Source organism: Lacticaseibacillus zeae subsp. silagei, assembly GCF_030770335.1.
GTDB lineage: Bacteria > Bacillota > Bacilli > Lactobacillales > Lactobacillaceae > Lacticaseibacillus > Lacticaseibacillus zeae.
Genome location: NZ_CP132484.1, coordinates 1,067,658 through 1,086,939 on the forward strand (window position 1 = coordinate 1,067,658; position 19,282 = coordinate 1,086,939).

The 19,282-nt window shown below is 47.5% G+C and carries 11 protein-coding genes; 9 read left to right on the forward strand and 2 right to left on the reverse strand.

The genetic code is table 11. The features are described from left to right. Positions 1–92 precede the first annotated feature (92 nt). Positions 93–917, forward strand: a complete 825-nt coding sequence (map, locus tag LACZS1_RS05145; protein ID WP_025013679.1) for a type I methionyl aminopeptidase — start codon at positions 93–95, stop codon at positions 915–917. Positions 918–1,106: 189 nt separating this feature from the next. After that, complete coding sequence (locus LACZS1_RS05150) at positions 1,107–2,153, forward strand: glycosyltransferase family 2 protein (RefSeq protein WP_070650824.1); 1,047 nt, start codon at positions 1,107–1,109, stop codon at positions 2,151–2,153. Positions 2,154–2,383: 230 nt separating this feature from the next. Here the strand turns inward: LACZS1_RS05150 and LACZS1_RS05155 are convergent, their stop codons facing one another. Together LACZS1_RS05155 and LACZS1_RS05160 are read right to left on the reverse strand one after the other, a co-directional pair. Then, complete coding sequence (locus tag LACZS1_RS05155) at positions 2,384–2,617, reverse strand: DUF2922 domain-containing protein (protein ID WP_010489103.1); 234 nt, start codon at positions 2,615–2,617, stop codon at positions 2,384–2,386. A gap of 20 nt (positions 2,618–2,637) precedes the next feature. Continuing rightward, positions 2,638–2,847 carry a DUF1659 domain-containing protein gene (locus LACZS1_RS05160; protein ID WP_010489101.1) on the reverse strand — a complete coding sequence of 70 codons (210 nt, stop codon included), beginning with the start codon at positions 2,845–2,847 and terminating at the stop codon, positions 2,638–2,640. Positions 2,848–3,059: 212 nt separating this feature from the next. On the opposite strand from LACZS1_RS05160, the gene LACZS1_RS05165 reads away from it, so the two are divergent. The 7 genes from LACZS1_RS05165 (at position 3,060) to LACZS1_RS05195 (ending at position 19,236) form a co-directional block, all read left to right on the forward strand. Then, the gene (locus LACZS1_RS05165) at positions 3,060–3,950 is read left to right on the forward strand and encodes a glycosyltransferase (RefSeq protein ID WP_070650827.1); all 891 of its coding nucleotides are present in this window, start codon (positions 3,060–3,062) and stop codon (positions 3,948–3,950) included. 202 nt (positions 3,951–4,152) lie between these two features. Then, positions 4,153–5,226, forward strand: coding sequence for a phosphomevalonate kinase (locus tag LACZS1_RS05170; protein WP_010489096.1), 1,074 nt, complete (start codon positions 4,153–4,155; stop codon positions 5,224–5,226). 162 nt (positions 5,227–5,388) lie between these two features. Beyond that, positions 5,389–6,303 carry a UTP--glucose-1-phosphate uridylyltransferase GalU gene (galU, locus tag LACZS1_RS05175; RefSeq protein ID WP_070650834.1) on the forward strand — a complete coding sequence of 305 codons (915 nt, stop codon included), beginning with the start codon at positions 5,389–5,391 and terminating at the stop codon, positions 6,301–6,303. Positions 6,304–6,853: 550 nt separating this feature from the next. After that, positions 6,854–8,440 (forward strand): glycosyltransferase family 4 protein, encoded by a 1,587-nt coding sequence (locus LACZS1_RS05180; protein WP_070650829.1) that lies wholly within the window; start codon positions 6,854–6,856, stop codon positions 8,438–8,440. A 10-nt stretch (positions 8,441–8,450) separates the two neighbouring features. Then, positions 8,451–10,016, forward strand: coding sequence for a glycosyltransferase (locus LACZS1_RS05185; protein WP_070650831.1), 1,566 nt, complete (start codon positions 8,451–8,453; stop codon positions 10,014–10,016). A 3-nt stretch (positions 10,017–10,019) separates the two neighbouring features. Beyond that, positions 10,020–10,265 (forward strand): KxYKxGKxW signal peptide domain-containing protein, encoded by a 246-nt coding sequence (locus LACZS1_RS05190; protein ID WP_083311582.1) that lies wholly within the window; start codon positions 10,020–10,022, stop codon positions 10,263–10,265. Further along, positions 10,174–19,236, forward strand: a complete 9,063-nt coding sequence (locus LACZS1_RS05195) for an LPXTG cell wall anchor domain-containing protein (protein ID WP_306402783.1) — start codon at positions 10,174–10,176, stop codon at positions 19,234–19,236. The genes LACZS1_RS05190 and LACZS1_RS05195 overlap by 92 nt, the downstream gene beginning before the upstream one ends. Positions 19,237–19,282: the final 46 nt, after the last annotated feature.

The window sequence follows — 19,282 nt, forward strand, 5'->3', positions numbered from 1 at the left end:
TTCATTCGTCATACCGGCTACACTCGCGCTCTTTTCCAATTAATGCTACACTAATTGCGAGTTAAAATCGTATTGGAAAGCAGGCAAGAAGTTTGATTACCATCAAATCAGCACGTGAAATAAAAGGTATGGCCAAGTCAGGCGCTATTTTAGCAGCGATGCATGTTGGCTTGCGCGATATTATTAAACCGGGAATCTCAAGCTGGGAAATCGAAAAGTTCGCCAAAGAGTTTTTTGAGTCTCATGGCGCTAAAGCAGAACAAGTTGGTTTTGAAGGCTACAAGTATGTGACCTGCGTCAGCATTAATGATGAAGTTGCTCATGCTGTTCCGCGTAAGGGACTGAAATTAAAAGACGGCGATGTTGTGAGTGTCGATACAGTGATCAGTTGGCATGGCTATTTTAGCGATTCCTGCTGGACATATGGTGTCGGTAAGGTCTCGGAAGCTGACCAGAAGCTGATGGATGTGACCAAGAAGTCATTATATCTGGGGATTGATGAGGCAGTCGTCGGCAATCGAATCGGTGATATCGGCGCGGCGATTCAGACCTATACAGAAGACGACAATGGTTATGGGGATGTTCGTGAGCTTGTGGGTCATGGCATTCAGCCGACAATGCATGAAAGTCCGAATGTGCCGCATTATGGCGTTCCTGGCCACGGCTTGCGATTGAAGGCAGGCATGACCATTACGATCGAACCAATGATCACGGAAGGCACCTGGAAGATTAAGGGCAAGCAGGTGCCAGGTGATACATGGGAATACTATGTCACGGCTGATGGCAGCAAATGTGCCCAGTATGAGCATACCCTTGTGATTACGGATAACGGTCCGAAGATTCTGACCTCACAGGGTGATCCGATTGACGCCAAGTATCAGTTGACCGAAGACGATCTCAAGACGCTTCCGGAATAATGGGATTCGCCGCTAGCCGGATTAAGGTAGGAGAAACGGTTGATCAAAACCAGCTATCACGGAATCTGCAAGCAGGAAGCAGCCATTTGTTTCCTGCTTTTGTTGTTTTATTTGGCTAAATATATCGCTTTTGGCCGCCGTGCTGTCGGACAATAGAACATTGTAGGAACAAGGGAAAAGAGGGACGATATGGCAGCTCATGAAGCATTGATCTCAGTCATCATGCCGGTCTATAATGCCGAAAAGTATTTGGCTCAGGCACTGGATAGTCTGTTGGCTCAAGATGATTCGAATTTTGAGGTGATCTGCGTTGATGACGGATCAGTGGATACGAGCAAGATCATTTTGGCGGCTTATGCGCGGCAGGATTCGCGGCTGCGGGTCATCCACGTTAAAAATGGCGGCCAAGCCCGCGCCCGGCAAATTGGCATCGATCACGCCAACGGTTCATTCATCACTTTCATGGATAGCGATGATCTGGTTCACCCCCAGTGGTTATCCACTATGGCAGAAGGAATGCAAACACCGCGGGTCGATATGACGGTGGTCAATTACTATAACTATATTGGCGGCACTAAAATTAAAGCCCGGTCGTTTCACGCGCCGGTATTTACAATCGAAGGTGATGACAAGTATCGGTATTGGCTTGAGGACCATGATCTGCGTGGTTATTTATGGAATAAAATGTTTCGCGCCGATTTGTTCAAGGAGCCAGTGCCGGTTGCCAACTTTAATTTACTTGAAGATGCTTATTTCATCGGCCAACTCTTGCCACGCATTGATCAAATTCATTTTGTCGATCAACCGCGATATTACTACCGATTTAACGCGACCAGTAGCGTTCATGCTAAATTTCAAAAGCGCGATCTGGAAGCCATTCACCAATTGGGTGCCGTTTTCCTGACGCTTGCGCGGGAAAAACCGGAACTGACTTCGTTGGCAGTACGCCGGTATGCGGCGTTGAGTTTGTTTGTGTTATCAAAAATGTCGCCGCGGCAGTTAGTGGCTAACTGGGGCTACGCGCAGCAGTTAGGAATGGTTTTAGCGCAGTATGCCCGCGAATTTCAAGGCATTATTTCGGCTGGGGATGCCAATGCATTGGCGGCAGACAAGCCCGGGAAAGCGAGCCTTTTAGGTAAGTTGCGCGCCTGGTCGCATTTGCTGGGATTGCCAACATTTGATGACTTGAATAAGCTGACCGGTCGTGAAAGCGATGAGCCGAAGAAGGAGTCGTGATGGTAGGTCATGTTGAGGGGTAATTTGTTCTTTTGTTGGCAAATGTGAAATCGAATTTCCGCTTTCTATAACGCGCTCATCATAACGCGTTCTCCGGCTCCTAACCGCACCGGCTCACGCTCACCAAAAGCAGCCATCGCCCTCAAAAGAAGGTGATGGCTGCTTCATATCGATCATCATGGAAAATGGGGTGCCGTGTTAAGGGGGGAGGTCAGTTTTGATCCTTTACTTTACGCGGGCTTTTTTTCGGTGGTGAAGAGGTCGGTGCTGTTGGTTTCGGTCACTTTAGCACTGACCGGTGTGGCATACAGATTCATGCCTTCCTTTTTGAAAGCTTGTGCCTGGGCAACGGCGTCGGCGAATTGCTGCGCCTGGTCGGCCGTGATCTCAGCGTCGTATTTGTTGATCCGAATGCTTGTAGCTTTACCAGCTTCGGACTTGAAACTAAAAATCAGTGTTTTCATTAATAATCCCTCCGGTTAACTTAGGCAACGACAGCAGCTTGTTGTTGCAAGACGGTGCTGGTCAGTGATGCGTTTGGATAAAGCTTCGCAAACGCTTGACCGATTGCCAGCAATTCTTCGTCTTTGGCATTAGGGTCAACGTTGTTCATCCGACGTACCTGCTTGAATGCTTCGTTCTCCGGGTCGGTCAGGGTATAAACAATCGTTTGGCGCGTGATATTGCGGCTCATGGTGATTCCTCCTTATAATGAATGACTGGTTTGTTAACGACTCGGCCGATATCGGTTAACAGTGGTTTGAATTGGTAAGGCGTTTGTTTTGCCTTACATTGATATAAATCGCTGAAGAAGATGATTTGACAACCCTAAAGAAAAGTTTTGACGTGCAACCGCGATCAAGATTCGTAATCTGTTACCTGATAATTATGAAAGGAGGATGTTAGATGGCTAATCGAGCAGTCGTCTTTTGTGTAAAAGGTTTACATATTATGCTGACCGCTACGGCGATAACATCTTTAATCAAGCATTATGAATCAGACGACCCGCTGAAAATACTGGTGATACTGGAAGGTGGATATCAAGAAGATATCGACTTCATTCGCCAAATGCCCCAATTGTATGGCAAAGAACAAATATCGATTGATTTTTGGACGCCGCCATACGATATGATGGAAAAAGTCTCGGATCATTTTGAAACAGGCACGAAATTGCCGAAAATGGTCCTTTGGCGGCTGTTGCTGCCTTATTATTTCCGGGCGTATGATCAGTTGGCCTATTTGGACAATGATGTGCTGGTCACAACCGATGTGAATGAACTGTTTGATCAGCTAACGCCAGGAGACATCCTTGGCGGGGTTTTGGATTACGAAGACGCCACGCATCCGAATCATAATCGGGCAAAGGAATTTTTCCTGCCGAGTACAGACCAGTACATCAATGCAGGGGTATTTGTGGCTAATGCCCGCGCCTATCGAGCTTTTGCGCCGTTTGACAAGATGATGGCTGCCATCAATCGGCGTAATTACCCGTATGGTGACCAAAATATTATCAATATTGTCTTTTATCAGCACATTCATCTGTTGCCGTGGCGGTTTAATCTGCAATACGATGATCGGTTACTGAATAAGTATGAACATTTGGCACCGCAACGGGTCAATGAAATAAGAAGCCAGTTGGACCGGCCGGGGATCATTCATTTTGCCTCGAATGGCTATTTTCCCATGCCGTGGGATAAATTTACGCCAACCACGCGTTGGGAAAGAATGTGGTGGCAGACGTTTGCCGAGATTAAGGAGAAACAGTTAGCGTTTTTGGATCCTGGACAGCAAAAATGATAAGCGGCTTATTTTTCCATTTCTAAGTGCTCCTGCTCACGCTCTTGCAGAAAGTCTAATGTCTGCTAAAATAATTAAGGTATTTCTTTAAAAAGGGTAAGGTTTTTGCTGACTAACATTTTTGTCACTTCAGGTCAGTTATACTTACAGTCGGATTCCTTCTGGGGTCCTTGATTAATGAAAATTGAAGGGTTCTGATTGTGTGATAACAGCGCAGGCGCCAGGCAAACTTTATGTTGCCGGTGAATACGCGGTGGTCGAAACCGGCTTCCCGGCAATCATTGTGGCATTGGATCAATTTGTCACCGTGACAGTCGAAGCCGCGAAGCATTTCGGCAGTATCGTGTCTGAACAGTATCAAGAAAATTCGCTATACTGGCAACGCCAAGGCGACGAGATGGTTTTTGATAACCGGGATAATCCATTTCATTACATTCTCTCGGCGATTAAATTAACGGAACAGTATGCGCGTGAATTAAATAAACCGCTTGCTTTATACAAGCTTTATATTGATTCGCAACTGGATGCCAAAGACGGAAAGAAGTATGGTTTGGGGAGTTCCGCAGCAGTGACAGTCGCGACGATCAAAGCGCTTGCCAAGTTTTATGATTTGAAGATGTCCAAAGACCAGATTTATAAGCTTGCGGCCATTGCCCACCTCGATGTTCAGGGTAATGGCTCTTTAGGTGACATTGCTGCATCGGTTTATGGTGGATGGATCGCCTACCGCTCATTTGACAAGGCATGGTTGGCGGCTGCCAGAAATCAGATGTCACTGGCAGATTTGATCAAAGCTGACTGGCCGGATTTGTCAATTGAGTTGTTAACGGCGCCAGCAGATATGCAACTACTGGTTGGCTGGACCGGTTCGCCAGCATCGACATCACAATTAGTCGATAAAATCACCTTGGCTAAAGCCAAAAAGCCACAACTTTATCAACAGTTTTTGACGGCAAGTCGCGAGACACTTGAGAAACTCATTACCGGCTTTAGGGAACATTCGCTCAGTCATATTCAGGCTGGCATTCGCCGTAACCGTGAATTGTTGGACGAGTTGGCACACTTTTCCGGGGTTGCGATTCAAACGCCGGCTTTGCGGCAATTGGTGACGCTGGCTGAAGAAGCAGGTGGCGCGGCTAAATCGTCAGGCGCAGGCGGTGGTGACTGTGGGATTGTCTTGATTGATTCCCATCAGGCCATTCAGCCGTTGTTGGCGGCTTGGCGAAAGCACCATATTGAACCGCTGAAGTTCAAAGTCCATGAAATTAATGATTAACAAAAATCCCGGTCATTTTGACAATAACCGAGATTTTTTTATTTTTTTGCGATGAAGTCATGAATTCTTTCTTAGAATTAGCGGAATCGTGTACTCTTCGCAAGCGGTTTCTAGTATAGTAGAGTAGGTAGTTAAATTAGTAGAGAAGGGACTTGTATGCGTGTGAAAGTTCGTAAAGCAGTCATTCCGGCAGCCGGGCTTGGGACCCGTTTTTTGCCGGCAACAAAAGCTTTAGCTAAGGAAATGTTGCCAATTGTTGACAAACCGACCATTCAATTCATCGTTGAAGAAGCTAAAGCCAGTGGTATTGAAGATATTCTGATTGTTGAGGGTAAACAAAAGCGTTCGATTGAGGACCATTTCGATTCGGCTCCTGAATTGGAACAAAATCTAAAAGAAAAACATAAAGATGCCTTGTTGCAGCTTGTTCATTCAACCACCGATATCGGGGTTAACTTGTTCTTCGTGCGCCAGCCATATCCGCGTGGCCTTGGGGATGCCGTTCGGTTGGCTAAGTCGTTTGTAGGCGACGAGCCGTTTGTTGTCATGCTTGGCGACGATTTGATGAATGACAAGGTTCCGTTAACCAAACAACTCATCAATGAGTACGACAAGACCCATGCCTCGATTCTTGCCGTCAAGAAGGTTCCGCATGATGAGGTATTGGCTTACGGCGTCATCGATCCTGAAAAGGAAGTCTCCAAAGGCCTCTTCAACGTGAAGAAGTTTGTTGAAAAGCCAGCAGTCGCTGATGCACCAAGCGACTTGGCAATTATCGGCCGTTACTTATTGACACCGGAGATTTTCGACATTCTTGAAAGCCAAAAGCCGGGTAAAGGAAACGAAATCCAGTTGACCGATGCCATTGACACACTGAATCAAACGCAACGGGTCTTCGCCCATGAGTTTACCGGCGATCGGTATGATGTCGGTAACAAATTCGGTTATGTCAAAACCAATATTGAATATGGCTTAACTCATCCAGAAGTCAAGGATGAGCTGCGGGCTTATATTCTTGATTTGGCTGCGAAATTGCAGTCAGGCAAATCTGTCGGCAAACCGGCGAATAAAAAGTAACTTGATGTAAATGGATGTCGATGTCACATGAGGAGCAAAAGGGTAAGGCTAATTGCCTTACGATGAAGTGCCCTTGCCCGTGTGGATCGGTGGCAGCTTAAATTTAGTTTTTATAGTAGCTTCATTTCAGTCAGTAACAAGTGGCTGAGATGAAGCTTTTTTTGTGGGCGATACCAGTTGCCATTGGTGTTAAGTCAGCGGGTGTACTCAAACGATTGATAAGCGAATTCAGTATATTAAATAACTTAATAATTATGAACGTGTTCTTTGCAAAATCGTTCTCGAAAGCCTTTTCAGCGCACCTTTTTAATTTAACCATAAGTTATTATAAGCGTTGAAATGACGGAACTTATAAGCAATTAAACCAAAAATATGTTTAAAAAATAAACCGAGGTAATAACTGTCAAAAATTAATTCTATCAGATATAATATAACGTAAGTTTGGTTAAACCAAACAACGAGGAGGGAGATGGTACCGAAAGTCACTGAAATTTGTGTTCGTTAATGGCCGTCTAATCCAGTGGAAGCGTTGCAGGAGGATTTTACAAGTATGAATTTCTTCATAAACGCATCAATGCCCAAACAGAAATCGGGGATTGAACATGCGGAACTGGCTCGCTTTAGACTCTTTAATGCTCATCATGTTGAGTCGCGTATCGTGATTCGCGACTGGGACCCACAACTCCACATTCACGCCAAAGAGGCTGGGATTGTGGATCGACAGTTGATTGGCATGTTTGACTATTTTCAGGAAGCGTTAGATGTCCCTTCCAAAAATATTGTTACGGCAGAGCTTGACTTTGGGGTCATGAATACACACGTGCAACATGAGGAGACGCGGGATCTGGTATTCACAGCTCGTGGGCAGCTGGTTGCGCGGGTTAATTTGAATGACGATAGGACAGTTCAGTCGGTTGAACTATTTGACGGTTTTAACAATCTTTTTCGGGTCGATCACTATGACAGTCGCGGTTTTGTATCGCTAAGCCAATGGTATACACCAGACAACAAAGTCGGCACGGAGACTTGGCAAACGCCTGCCGGAAAGACAGTCTTGGAAACTTTTAATAAGGATGACGCGGTTGGCCAGCGCCAAAAGTCAGGCTGGCGATTGATTGATCGGGATGGAACTGTCCGGCAATTCGATACGATTGAGCGTCTGACCAAACATTTTTTTGATTTACTTAACGAGGCTTTTTGGTCAGAAACGACACCGAATATTTTTGTGCTTGATCGCGCACATTTAGGGGATTGGGGCTTGCTCCATCTGAAAAGACCAGCGTATACAGTGTTTTACTTGCACAACTCGCACGCCAGCGACTCGCAAGATCCGATGCATGCTATTTTGAACAACTTTTATGAGTTTGGCATGCACGCCATGAACGGTTACGATGCCGTGGTTTCAGCGACTCACCGGCAAACTCGGGACGTTGAGGCACGGTTTTCGCCGCAGACAAAACTGTTTACCATTCCTGTGGGCATTATTCCTGATCACCAGTTAGCCGAACCACGAATTCCCGTAGCAAAGCGGCAGTTTGGCAAAATGGTCGTTTTTGCCCGTATCGCTTGGGAAAAACGCCTTGATGATCTGGTGCGGGCCATCGGTATCGTGCATCGCGCGATACCTGCTGTCAGCTTAGATTTATACGGGTATGCGGATCCTTCAGAAAACTTCAAGGCGCGGCGAGCGATTGAAGCGGCGATCAAAGAGAATCACCTGGAAGATGTTGTGAAGTTTAAAGGTTACACCACTAATGTTGCAGAAGTTGAAAATCATGCCATGATGTATGGCCTCACGTCGCGGATGGAAGGATTTAACCTGGGCATCATGGAGGCCATTTCACACGGGCTGATCGGGTTCACGTACGATGTCAACTATGGGCCCAATGAAATTATTGAAGATGGGATCAACGGTCGAATTGTGGCTACTGGCGATTACAAGGCGTTGGCAGCCGCCATACTTGATGTACTGCGCGATCCGGAACTGGCACAACACTATTCGACCGGTGCTTATGATTCGGCAGAGCGGTATTCAGAAACCAATGTATGGCAGGCTTGGCAAGCACTACTAAAAGATGCTCAGTCCAAATGGCCTAGTAAGTTACAGGCCGTGCCAGCATTTGCGCACAAACAATGAGGAAAAAGGCATGAATTATTTTATCGGCAACGATATTTTCATCATGAATTCCGGTACCGAGTTTTCCCAAGCGCAACGGGTTCACCTTTTTAAAGATATGGGTCTTCGTGCGCAGTATGTGACACGCAACTACAATCCGTTGTTAGCCCATAATCGCCTTGATTTAGGGCTGCAAGCAGAAGATGTGCTCAATATGTACGATTTTTTCCAAGGAACAATGGATGTGCCGCGGCGCGAACAAAATCTACGCCTCCTGTCGCAGATTCCTCTGGATGAATATCATTTGATTGCACATGGCCCTAACAAAACAATGATTAACGAGGCTGGTCGAGAAATTGCCAAGATTCAGGTCATGCCAGGGACTGTCGGCTTGGTTCATAGCATCACGTATTTGGATCGTTTTAATAATCCAACGGTTAGAGAAAACTTTGATTGGCGCGGCTTCAAGTCGTCAGTCGACTATTTTCATCCGGATGGGCAGCTTGCCGTCCAAAAATTTTTAAATTTGGCAGGCAAAACGGTTCTCGAAGTAACACATATGAATATTGAGGGCAACGTTCAGCCGACAATGTGGAAGCTTTTGGATTATAAAGGGCGTAACTTTCGGTTTAATCTCGAAGACCAGCTGTTTTTATTTTTCCTGAATGAACTGACGACTGCGCATCCGCATAGCCTGTTGATTTCTGATCGGCGCGATTTGGACTATGTCGTGGCAAGTGTCCAACAAGCTGGTAGCGAGTGGGCATACCTGCATGACGTGCCGTTGCGGCGGTCGGGCAAGCATGCTGACTGGCTGCCGGCTTATCAACCGTTACTTGAAGAGCACCGCGCAGATTTTGGCGGGCTCATCGTTGCCACTGTGGCGGAACAAAAAGATTTGCGCGCACGTTTGCCGGATCTGCCAGTGATCGTTGCGCCAGATACCTATGTTCCGCGCGGCCCGAAACCAATCAACGAAGCAAAACGCGATCCGCATCTGATTTTGTTTGTAGGGCGACTTTCGCCAGAAAAACGTCCTGATCAGGCAATCCGCGTTTTAGCCAAAGTTCGCGAAACGTTTCCCGATGCCAAGCTTGAGTTTCGGGGTTATGCGGTTGATCAAGACTATCTCGAGAAGCTCAAGGACTTAGCAAAAAAAGAAGGCGTACGCGAGCAGGTGGCTTTTGCTGATTATGTCACTGGCGATCAGTTAGCAAACGTCTATGAAAAAGGAAGCGTCATCTTGCAGACTTCCCGAAATGAGGGCTTTGGGATGAACCTGCTAGAGGCAATGAGTTATGGTGTTCCAATCGTTGCTTACGATACTCCTTATGGTGCAAGAGCGTTGGTTGCGGATGGCGTCAATGGCTATCTTGTAAAAAACGGCGCCATAACGGATATGGCAGCAAAAGTGACAAAGATTTTGTCGGATCGGAAACTATGGGAACAAATGCACACTGCCGCATTGAAAAAACGAGGAGATTTCTCGCAGGCAAATGCCGAAACGGCTTGGAAAAAGGCGATGAAAGACATCCAGGAAACTGCGAGTTCTGATCTCTCGGCATCGCTGACGTCCAAGGCGTTAGGGGGGAATTAGCACATGGCTTTCATTAATTTAAAGCGAAATAAAAATGTAAAAGAAACGAATTTTAAGATGTATAAAGATGGGAAGCATTGGGTTTTTGCTTCCATGTTCGTTCTTGCGTTGGGGCTTGGCAGTGCGCAAGTGAGCCAGACGCAGCAGGTATTGGCTGATGACAGTGTTGCCCAGCAGCCAGGTTGCCGCACCAAATACAAAGGACGCTACCGCATCGGCAGCCAGTCAAAGTACAGGTTCAACTGCTAGTTCGGCAGCTGAATCATCCGCAGCGACGCCATCGCAACCAACGGCAACTACGCCAACCAGTGCAGCATCGGTGGCGGCTTCAAGTGAGGCGCCAAGTACCGTTGATCCGGAACTGGTTAAATCGGTTTCCGCGGAGTTGACAACCGTATCATCCTATGTTGCTATAGCTGACAGTTATGCTAGTCGAGCAGCTGGTAATACCAATGCCAGTGCCGCGGCAACCAAGGCAACCCAAGCTTATAACAGTGCACTTGATGCCCAGAAGCTCGTCAATCACTATGCAACGTTGGCATCGATGTATGCTGAACAAAAGAACAGTGCAGCAGCATCAACCGCCACAACAAATGCGAAAAGTGCCGCATCGTTAATTGACAGTTACGCCGGGCTGGCTTCAACCGCCGCGCATGATGCAGCTGTAGCGGCCATGCCGAGTATTTTAGCCGCGCAAAGCAGTGCGGCAGCGGCGACAGCATTAGTTGCCGACAGAGCTAGGGGACAAGCCAGTGCGGCCACACAAAAAGTGACGTCCGCCTATACTGCGACCCAGTATGCTGCGGGTAACAACGATGTGAAGGCGGCTTATTTTGCTGCTTCTTCAGCTGCAGTTAGTGCTAGTCAGGCAGCAACCGCGGCCGCGCAAGCAGCGGCATCTGCAGCCGCACAGTATCAGGCAGCAAGTTCAGCAGCCGCTAGCGGCAACTTTGATGCTGTCGTGGCAGGGGATGCTATTTTAGCCCAGTTTAAAACGCAGGCAGATACTGCTGATGTGCAGGCTATCGCTCAGTACAATGCAGCTTCTTCAAGTGCTGAGGTGGCCAACTCTTTGGCGATTGCTGATTTTCGGGCTAAAACGACTTCATCAGCGAGCCTTGCTGCCAGTGTCGCGGATAGTGCAGTAAGCCTTGCTTCATCAACCGCATCTGCTGCCAAAACAGTTCAGGCAACTAGTTATGCTGGACAGTCAACGAGCTTAGCTAACCAAGCCTCCAGCGCAGCGGCTGTGGCCAGCAGCAATGCCGCCATTCAACCTGCTAGCGTTCAAGTGGCGAACTCGTTGGCCGGCGTCAACGGTACTGTCGCTGCTGCAGCACTTTCCTATGCGGTTGCAGCGCAAAAGGCAGCCAGTTTGGCGGCACAGTTTAACAAGGATATTTCCGGAACGCAGTCAGCTGAAAAATCAGATACCCCGGAAGCGACGTTATCCTTAGTAACGTCGACGAATGCATTAACGTTAGGCGGTACCGCAAATTTAAGTACAACAATTGGCAACTTAGGACCGAACAACAAGGTTCAAGGTACCCCAACCTATAATTGGTACCAGTCAACTGACGGTAAGAATTGGCAGAAGATTAGCAATTCAGATGCTTCACTGGCGTTTAAACCAGACTTTGCTGGCACTTACTTCTTCCAAGTAGTCGCAAGCGGAACAAGAAGTGAGTGGGGGGTTTTCACGAAAACTTTCAGTGCTGCCTCTAACACCATCACGATTCTCGTTAGTGACCCTAAAGGTTCTTACACTGAGCAAGCAAAGACAGCAAGTAATCAGGCTGCTAGTTCCGCCTCTTTAGCAACTGCTGCTGGTACTACAGCCAGTCAAGCCATCACAGACATGCAGCAAAATGCTGATACAAATGGTCAGGCAGCATCTTTTCTTGCGAGTCAGGCAACTTCAGCCGCGGCTGTTGCACAGTCTGCTGCCAGTTTAGCTAGCAGCCTAGCTAAAGCGGCCAGTGATGCTGCCGCAAGTGCTGCAGGTGCCGAAAGTAATGGTCAATATGCTGTTGCGGCTTCATACGCTGCATTAGCTTCCTCAAGCGCTATTGCTATTAGTTCAGCGGCGGTTGAGGTAGATGCTGCCGCTGCCAAGACCAAAGAATTTGTTAATTCTGCGATGCTCGCAGCTGCGGCCGATTCATCAAGTGCCGAACAAGACAAAACTGCCGAATACTTGACTTCCAGCTATGCCATCAACGCAAGTGCGGCTGCTTCAGCGGCTAGTCAGGCAGCCTCCTTGGCAAGTTCCGAATATGCGGAGCTTAATAACGCATTTGCCACCCTTGATCCTGCGTTTACTTCTAATGCGCAGACTTATCTCTCACAGGCCAGTCAAGCACTCTCATTGGCGGTTGGATTTGCAAAAAATGCTTCAAGTGAAGCTGCAAAAGCTAAATCGGCGGGTAGCGATTTTAACAAGGCTTCTTTAGCTGCTTTAACGGCTAATACTACAATGAGCCAAGCCTATCAGCAAGTATCAGCAGCTACTAGCGCCCGCAGTGAAGGCATTGCAAAAATTTTCGCTAACCGATCTAAGGTTTATGGCGACCAGATAACCGCAGCTACCAGTGCCGCAACAACCGCTGAGTCAACAGCGAATTCGGTCGCTGCGGTTACTAGTTCCGCAAGCGCGCTTAAGAACACATCGCTAGCTTATGCGTATGCGAGTGCCGCTTCGAGTTTTGCCCAACAAGTTGACCTCAATCGCGGCTCAGAGATAATTGCCGTGAATCAGTTAAACTTAGCATCCAGCGCCGTGGCGGCCAACGACTTGCTTGCAGCGAGCTCTTTTGCTACCGCAGCAAGTTCTGCGGCGGTTCAGGCATCAACTTTTGCCTCAATGGCGATGAGCAATGCAGCCACAGCGTCCTCACTGGCCGAACGGGTCAAGAACTATTCACTTGATACCACGTCGACGCAAGGAGCGGTTTCCAGTGATGCCTGGGTTCCACTCGGTATTGTCTTAACGCCAGGGAAAGGTGTGTCACCGCAGAATGTCTCAACGACGACTGGTGGACAAACGGTTACAACGTTGACTGCCAGCTACTATGCAGGATTTGGGCTTGGTGATCCCACTTGGAAAGTCACGTGGTATGTTTTAGTTCAAGGAAAATGGATGCCGGTGGCGGATGCTGGGCAATATATTAAGGATGTTAATATATCGAATATTCCAAGCAACAGCGTGTTTAATCATAATGTTTTGAGCACATTAACTTTTAAAACAACTGACTACGCAGGATCTCTACGTTTTCAAGCATACTTTCAGTCCAGCGGTTTCTTTTTAGATAACAAAGGCTACAGCAATGTTAATCAAGTCGATGTCTATGAAAATGACATTCATGCAAGTAGGATAACGATTGTTAGTGGTGATGATTATGTTCTTGATGGTCAGAAGGGGGCGTATACGTACGCAACGGACCCGGACAACGCCACAGGGACTGTCACTTGGAGCAGTAGTGATTTGTCCGTTGCCACGATTGATAGTACTGGTAATTTAACGGCTCTTAAAACCGGTAAAACGACAATTACTGTCACCATTACAAATAGTGATGGGTCGACACATTCAGATTCTAAGACTGTCACGATTGGCAATGGACTTACCGATCAAACGGCCAACGTCGGCACGGATGTTACGCTTACCCCGCAGACGACGTTGGATTCTGGCGATATTAAATATCAATGGTATAAAGCTAATTCAGCCAACGATTCAGGAAGTGCCATTTCCGGTGCAACAAGCAATAGCTTGACGCTGAATAATGTTGAGTTAACTGATGGTGCTTATTATTATTTGGTCGTTAGTTATACTTCCAATAAAAAAACCCAGACAATTAAGCTTGGTCCGGCAAAACTGACGGTTAACAGTATCTATGCAACAGCTGCTTCAAGTGCGGCAGCGGCAGCTTCATCAAGTGCTCAAGAGGCAACGGACTTTGCGAATGTTGCGTCGTCTTATGCTGAAGTTGCTAATTCATACGCCTCAAACAGCAGTCTGCAATCCACTGCAGCAAGTTATGCAGCCAGTGCTGCTGCGGTTGCCCTATTAGCAAGTTCTGAGGCCAACAGCTATGCTACCCTTGCATCAAGTGCCGCGGCTCTTGCTTCAAGTGCTGAAGTAGCTGGTTCGACAGCGACAGCTTCTTCTGCGGCAGCTACAGCGCTTTTGGCTGCCAGCAATGCTGCGGTTGCCAAGAAGAGTGCGATCGATGCAGCAGCGACTGCTGAGGAATACGCCAAGAGAGCAACGGCTGAATATGCAAAAATTGCTTCTGAATCAGCTACTGATGCGGAAACAGCCGCGAAAAATGCATCAATCGCCGCAGCTGAAGCAGCCAGTGCTGCAGCAAGTTGGCCAGATGATGCTGCTATCAGTTCGGCTGCTCAATCTGCAAGCGCAGCAGCATCACTGGCGGAAAGCTATGCTGCCCAAGCTTCAAGTGCTGCGGTAGTTGCAACTTCGGCTAGCATAGAAGGAAACAATTCTGCAGCAAGTAGCGCAGCGGTTGAAGCATTCAATGCAGCAAGTTCAGCAGCCAGTGCTGCGGCGGTGGCCTCCGCGGAAAACAGTACAGCACAAACAGCGGCTGCAGCGAACACTGCTGCGAATAATCATGGCAGCGGCAACACGGGTTCGAACAATTCCGGAGACGACAACACTGGTAACGGTAATACCGGTTCAAACAATACCGGTGACAATAACACCGGCAACAGTAACTCGGGTAACAACAATACCGGTGATGACAACACTGGTAACGGTAATAAGGGATCGAATAATTCTGGCGACAACAACAGTGGCAACAGCAATTCGGGCTCGAACAATACTGGTGACGACAACACCGGCAACAGTAACTCGGGTAACAACAATTCCGGAGACAAGAATACCGGCAACAGCAACGCAGGTTCTAACAACTCTGGAAACAACAATACCGGAGACGACAACACTGGTAATGGAAATAAGGGTTCGGACAATACCGGAGACAACAACACTGGCAACGGTAATAAGGGATCGAATAATTCTGGCGACAACAACACCGGTAACAGTAATTCGGGTAACAACAACTCCGGAGACAAGAATACCGGAGACAACAACGCGGGTTCCAACAACTCTGGAAACAACAATACCGGAGACGACAACACTGGTAATGGAAATAAGGGTTCGGACAATACCGGAGACAACAACACTGGCAACGGTAATAAGGGATCGAATAATTCTGGCGACAACAACACCGGTAACAGTAATTCGGGTAACAACAACTCCGGAGACAAGAATACCGGAGACAACAACGCGGGTTCCAACAACTCTGGAAACAACAATACCGGAGACGACAACACTGGTAATGGAAATAAGGGTTCGGACAATACCGGAGACAACAACACTGGCAACGGTAATAAGGGATCGAATAATTCTGGCGACAACAACACCGGTAACAGTAATTCGGGTAACAACAACTCCGGAGACAAGAATACCGGAGACAACAACGCGGGTTCCAACAACTCTGGAAACAACAATACTGGCGACAACAATACTGGAAACAGTAATTCGGGCTCGAACAATTCGGGTAACAACAACTCCGGGGATAGCAACACTGGCAACGGAAATTCGGGTTCGGGTAATACCGGTGACAATAACACCGGTAACGGTAATAAAGGCTCGAATAATACTGGTGACAATAACAGTGGCAACAGCAACTCGGGCTCGAACAATGCCGGCGACAATAACACCGGCAACAGTAACTCGGGTAACAACAACTCTGGCGACAAGAATACCGGTAACAGTAATGCTGGTTCCAACAACTCAGGCAACAGCAATACCGGAGACGACAACACTGGTAACGGTAATAAGGGTTCGAATAATACTGGCGACAGCAACACCGGTAACAGTAACTCGGGTTCAAACAATATCGGCGACAAGAATACCGGTAACAGTAACACTGGCTCGAACAATACTGGCGACAACAACACCGGTAACAGCAATTCGGGCTCAAACAATACTGGTGACAGCAACACTGGCAACAATAACTCGGGTTCGAACAACTCAGGTGATCGAAACACCGGTGACAGTAATACAGGCTCAAGCAACTCGGGAAACAACAATACCGGTGACGACAACACCGGAAATAGCAATGCCGGTTCGAACAACAACGGCGACAAGAACACCGGTAATAGCAATACTGGCTCGAACAGCTCGGGTGACAACAATACTGGAAATAGTAATTCGGGCTCAAACAATGCCGGTGACAACAACACTGGTAACAGTAACTCAGGGAACAACAACTTCGGAGACAAGAATACCGGCAACAGCAATACTGGCTCGAACAACTCGGGTAACAACAATACCGGGGACGACAACATTGGTAATGGAAATAAGGGCTCGAATAATACTGGCGACAACAACACCGGTAACAGTAATACGGGTTCGAACAACTCAGGTGACCAAAACACCGGAAATAGTAACGCTGGTTCAAACAACACTGGTGATAACAACACCGGCAACAACAATTCGGGACTGAATAATTCCGGTGACAATAATACTGGGAATAGCAATGCTGGTTCCAGCAACTCAGGTAACAACAACTCGGGAGATAAGAATACCGGTAACAGTAATTTTGGTTCCAACAACTCGGGCAACAACAATACCGGAGACGACAACACCGGCAATGGCAATAAGGGCTCGAATAATACTGGCGACAACAACACCGGTAACGGTAATAAGGGCTCGAATAATTCTGGTGACGGCAACACCGGGAATAGTAACACGGGTTCGAACAACACCGGGGACGACAATATTGGTAACGGTAATAAGGGCTCGAATAATTCTGGCGACAACAATGCCGGCAACAGTAACGCTGGTTCAAACAACTCCGGCGACAATAACACCGGTAACGGTAATACTGGTTCGAGCAATGCCGGTGCCAACAATGCCGGCAACAGTAACGCTGGTTCCAATAACACCGGCAACAACAACACTGGAAATAGCAATTCGGGTTCAAACAACTTTGGGGACAGGAATACTGGTAACAGCAACACTGGCTCGAACAATTCTGGCGACAATAACACCGGCAACAACAATTCGGGCCTGAATAATTCCGGTGATGGCAACACTGGAAACGATAACTCGGGTTCGAACAATACTGGTGACAACAACACCGGCAACGGTAATAAAGGTTCAAGCAACTCAGGTGATCAAAACACCGGTAATAACAACTCGGGTTCCAGCAATTTTGGCGACGGCAACACTGGTAACAATAATGCCGGCTCGAACAACATCGGCGACAACAACACCGGCAACAGCAATGTCGGTTCAAATAACTCAGGCGACAATAACACCGGTAACAGCAATGCTGGCTCGAACAATGCCGGCGACAACAACACTGGCAACGGCAACGTAGGCTCGAACAACACTGGCGACAACAATACCGGTAACAGCAACTCGGGTTCGAACAACTCAGGCGTTAACAATACCGGCGACAACAACACTGGTAATGGTAACAAGGGCTCGAGTAATTCTGGTGATAGCAACAGCGGCAACAGCAATGTCGGTTCAAATAACTCAGGCGACAACAACACTGGCAACGGCAACGTAGGCTCGAACAACACTGGCGACAACAATACCGGCAACAGTAACTCAGGTAACAACAACTCGGGCGACAAAAATACCGGCAACAGCAATGCCGGTTTCAACAACGCTGGTGACAACAATACCGGTAACGGTAATACCGGCTCGAATAATTCTGGCGACAACAACACTGGGAACAATAACTCGGGTTCAAACAACTCCGGCGATGAGAACACTGGTAATAATAATATGGGCTCGAACAATTCCGGTGACGACAATACCGGCAACAGTAACACGGGTTCTAACAACGCTGGCGATAATAACACCGGTAACAGTAACGCAGGTTCGAACAACTCGGGTAACAACAACACTGGAAATAGTAATTTGGGCTCCAACAACTTTGGCGACGACAATATCGGCAACGGTAACACGGGCTCAAACAACTCTGGTGATGATAACAGCGGTAATAGCAATACCGGCTCAAATAATTCTGGTGACAACAATACTGGCAACGGTAATGCGGGCTCGAATAATTCTGGTAACAACAACACCGGTAACGGTAATACTGGCTCTAACAACACGGGGGACAACAATACCGGCGATAACAACACCGGAAACAGTAACTCAGGTTCAAACAACTCTGGTGATGATAACAGCGGTAACAGCAATACCGGTTTAAACAACTCGGGCGACAACAATACTGGTAATGGTAACGTAGGTTCGAACAACTCCGGTAACAATAATATCGGCGATAGCAATACTGGCAACAGCAATGCTGGCAACAGCAATGCTGGTTCTAACAACTTTGGTGACCAAAACATTGGCAATAGTAATGTGGGATCCAATAATACTGGTAATAACAATCACGGCAACAACAATCAAGGAAGTGATAATGTCGGCTCGAACAATGTCGGGAATGGCAATATCGGGTCAAATAATAAAGGCAACAACCTGATCGGTGATAACTTGCGGAATCCGGTCGTGGTGATTCATGACATCAACATTAACAACGATGCTCCCATCACTGCAGACACCATTAAGAGCATGATCACCAGTATCACGGATATTTACGGTCATTCGCTTGATCCGGCTTCACTCAAGTACGTTTTGGTTTCTGCATTCACGAAAGCGCAGAACCAAACAGCGAGTGATAGCATTCCGTTCAATACGATCGAATTCATCCTGACTAAGCTGGCGGATCAATCGGGTTATAAGGTTGAAATTGCGTTTGGCACAAGATTTGTCAACGGTCATGATAGCGGAAGTGGCGCGGTCACCTATGCAACTGCTCAATTACTGTTTAACGGCAAAACCAGTCAGCACGAGTTACCAGGTACTGGTGGTGGCGAGTCTGGCGAAAAGCCTAGCGATCATGTAACGGAGCCGAGTGATACGACCAACCAGCCTAGACCAGGCGAGCACAAGGTTGGCAATCCGTCTAATAGTGATAAGAATCGTGTTGACACCAACGCTCATTCTGGAAATAAGACTATTAATGGCAATGCTCGTAATGGTAATGCTCGCCGTCACTTACCACAAACCGGTGATGAACAGGCTACAAGTCTCTCGATTTGGGGATTGCTGCTGGCAGGCTTCTCACTGCTCCTTGACGGCCTAAAGAAACGCAAGCGTTCCGACGATTAAGCATGAAAATCGCTGATCAGACAAGCGTTTCTGACACTTGAACCAT

Excerpts from the sequence above, each read along its gene's own strand:
- LACZS1_RS05150 (WP_070650824.1), top strand. The coding sequence starts at position 1,107 with ATGGCAGCTCATGAAGCATTGATCTCAGTCATCATGCCGGTCTATAAT.
- LACZS1_RS05155 (WP_010489103.1), bottom strand. The coding sequence starts at position 2,617 with ATGAAAACACTGATTTTTAGTTTCAAGTCCGAAGCTGGTAAAGCTACA.
- LACZS1_RS05160 (WP_010489101.1), bottom strand. The coding sequence starts at position 2,847 with ATGAGCCGCAATATCACGCGCCAAACGATTGTTTATACCCTGACCGAC.
- LACZS1_RS05165 (WP_070650827.1), top strand. The coding sequence starts at position 3,060 with ATGGCTAATCGAGCAGTCGTCTTTTGTGTAAAAGGTTTACATATTATG.
- LACZS1_RS05180 (WP_070650829.1), top strand. The coding sequence starts at position 6,854 with ATGAATTTCTTCATAAACGCATCAATGCCCAAACAGAAATCGGGGATT.
- LACZS1_RS05185 (WP_070650831.1), top strand. The coding sequence starts at position 8,451 with ATGAATTATTTTATCGGCAACGATATTTTCATCATGAATTCCGGTACC.
- LACZS1_RS05190 (WP_083311582.1), top strand. The coding sequence starts at position 10,020 with ATGGCTTTCATTAATTTAAAGCGAAATAAAAATGTAAAAGAAACGAAT.
- LACZS1_RS05195 (WP_306402783.1), top strand. The coding sequence starts at position 10,174 with ATGACAGTGTTGCCCAGCAGCCAGGTTGCCGCACCAAATACAAAGGAC.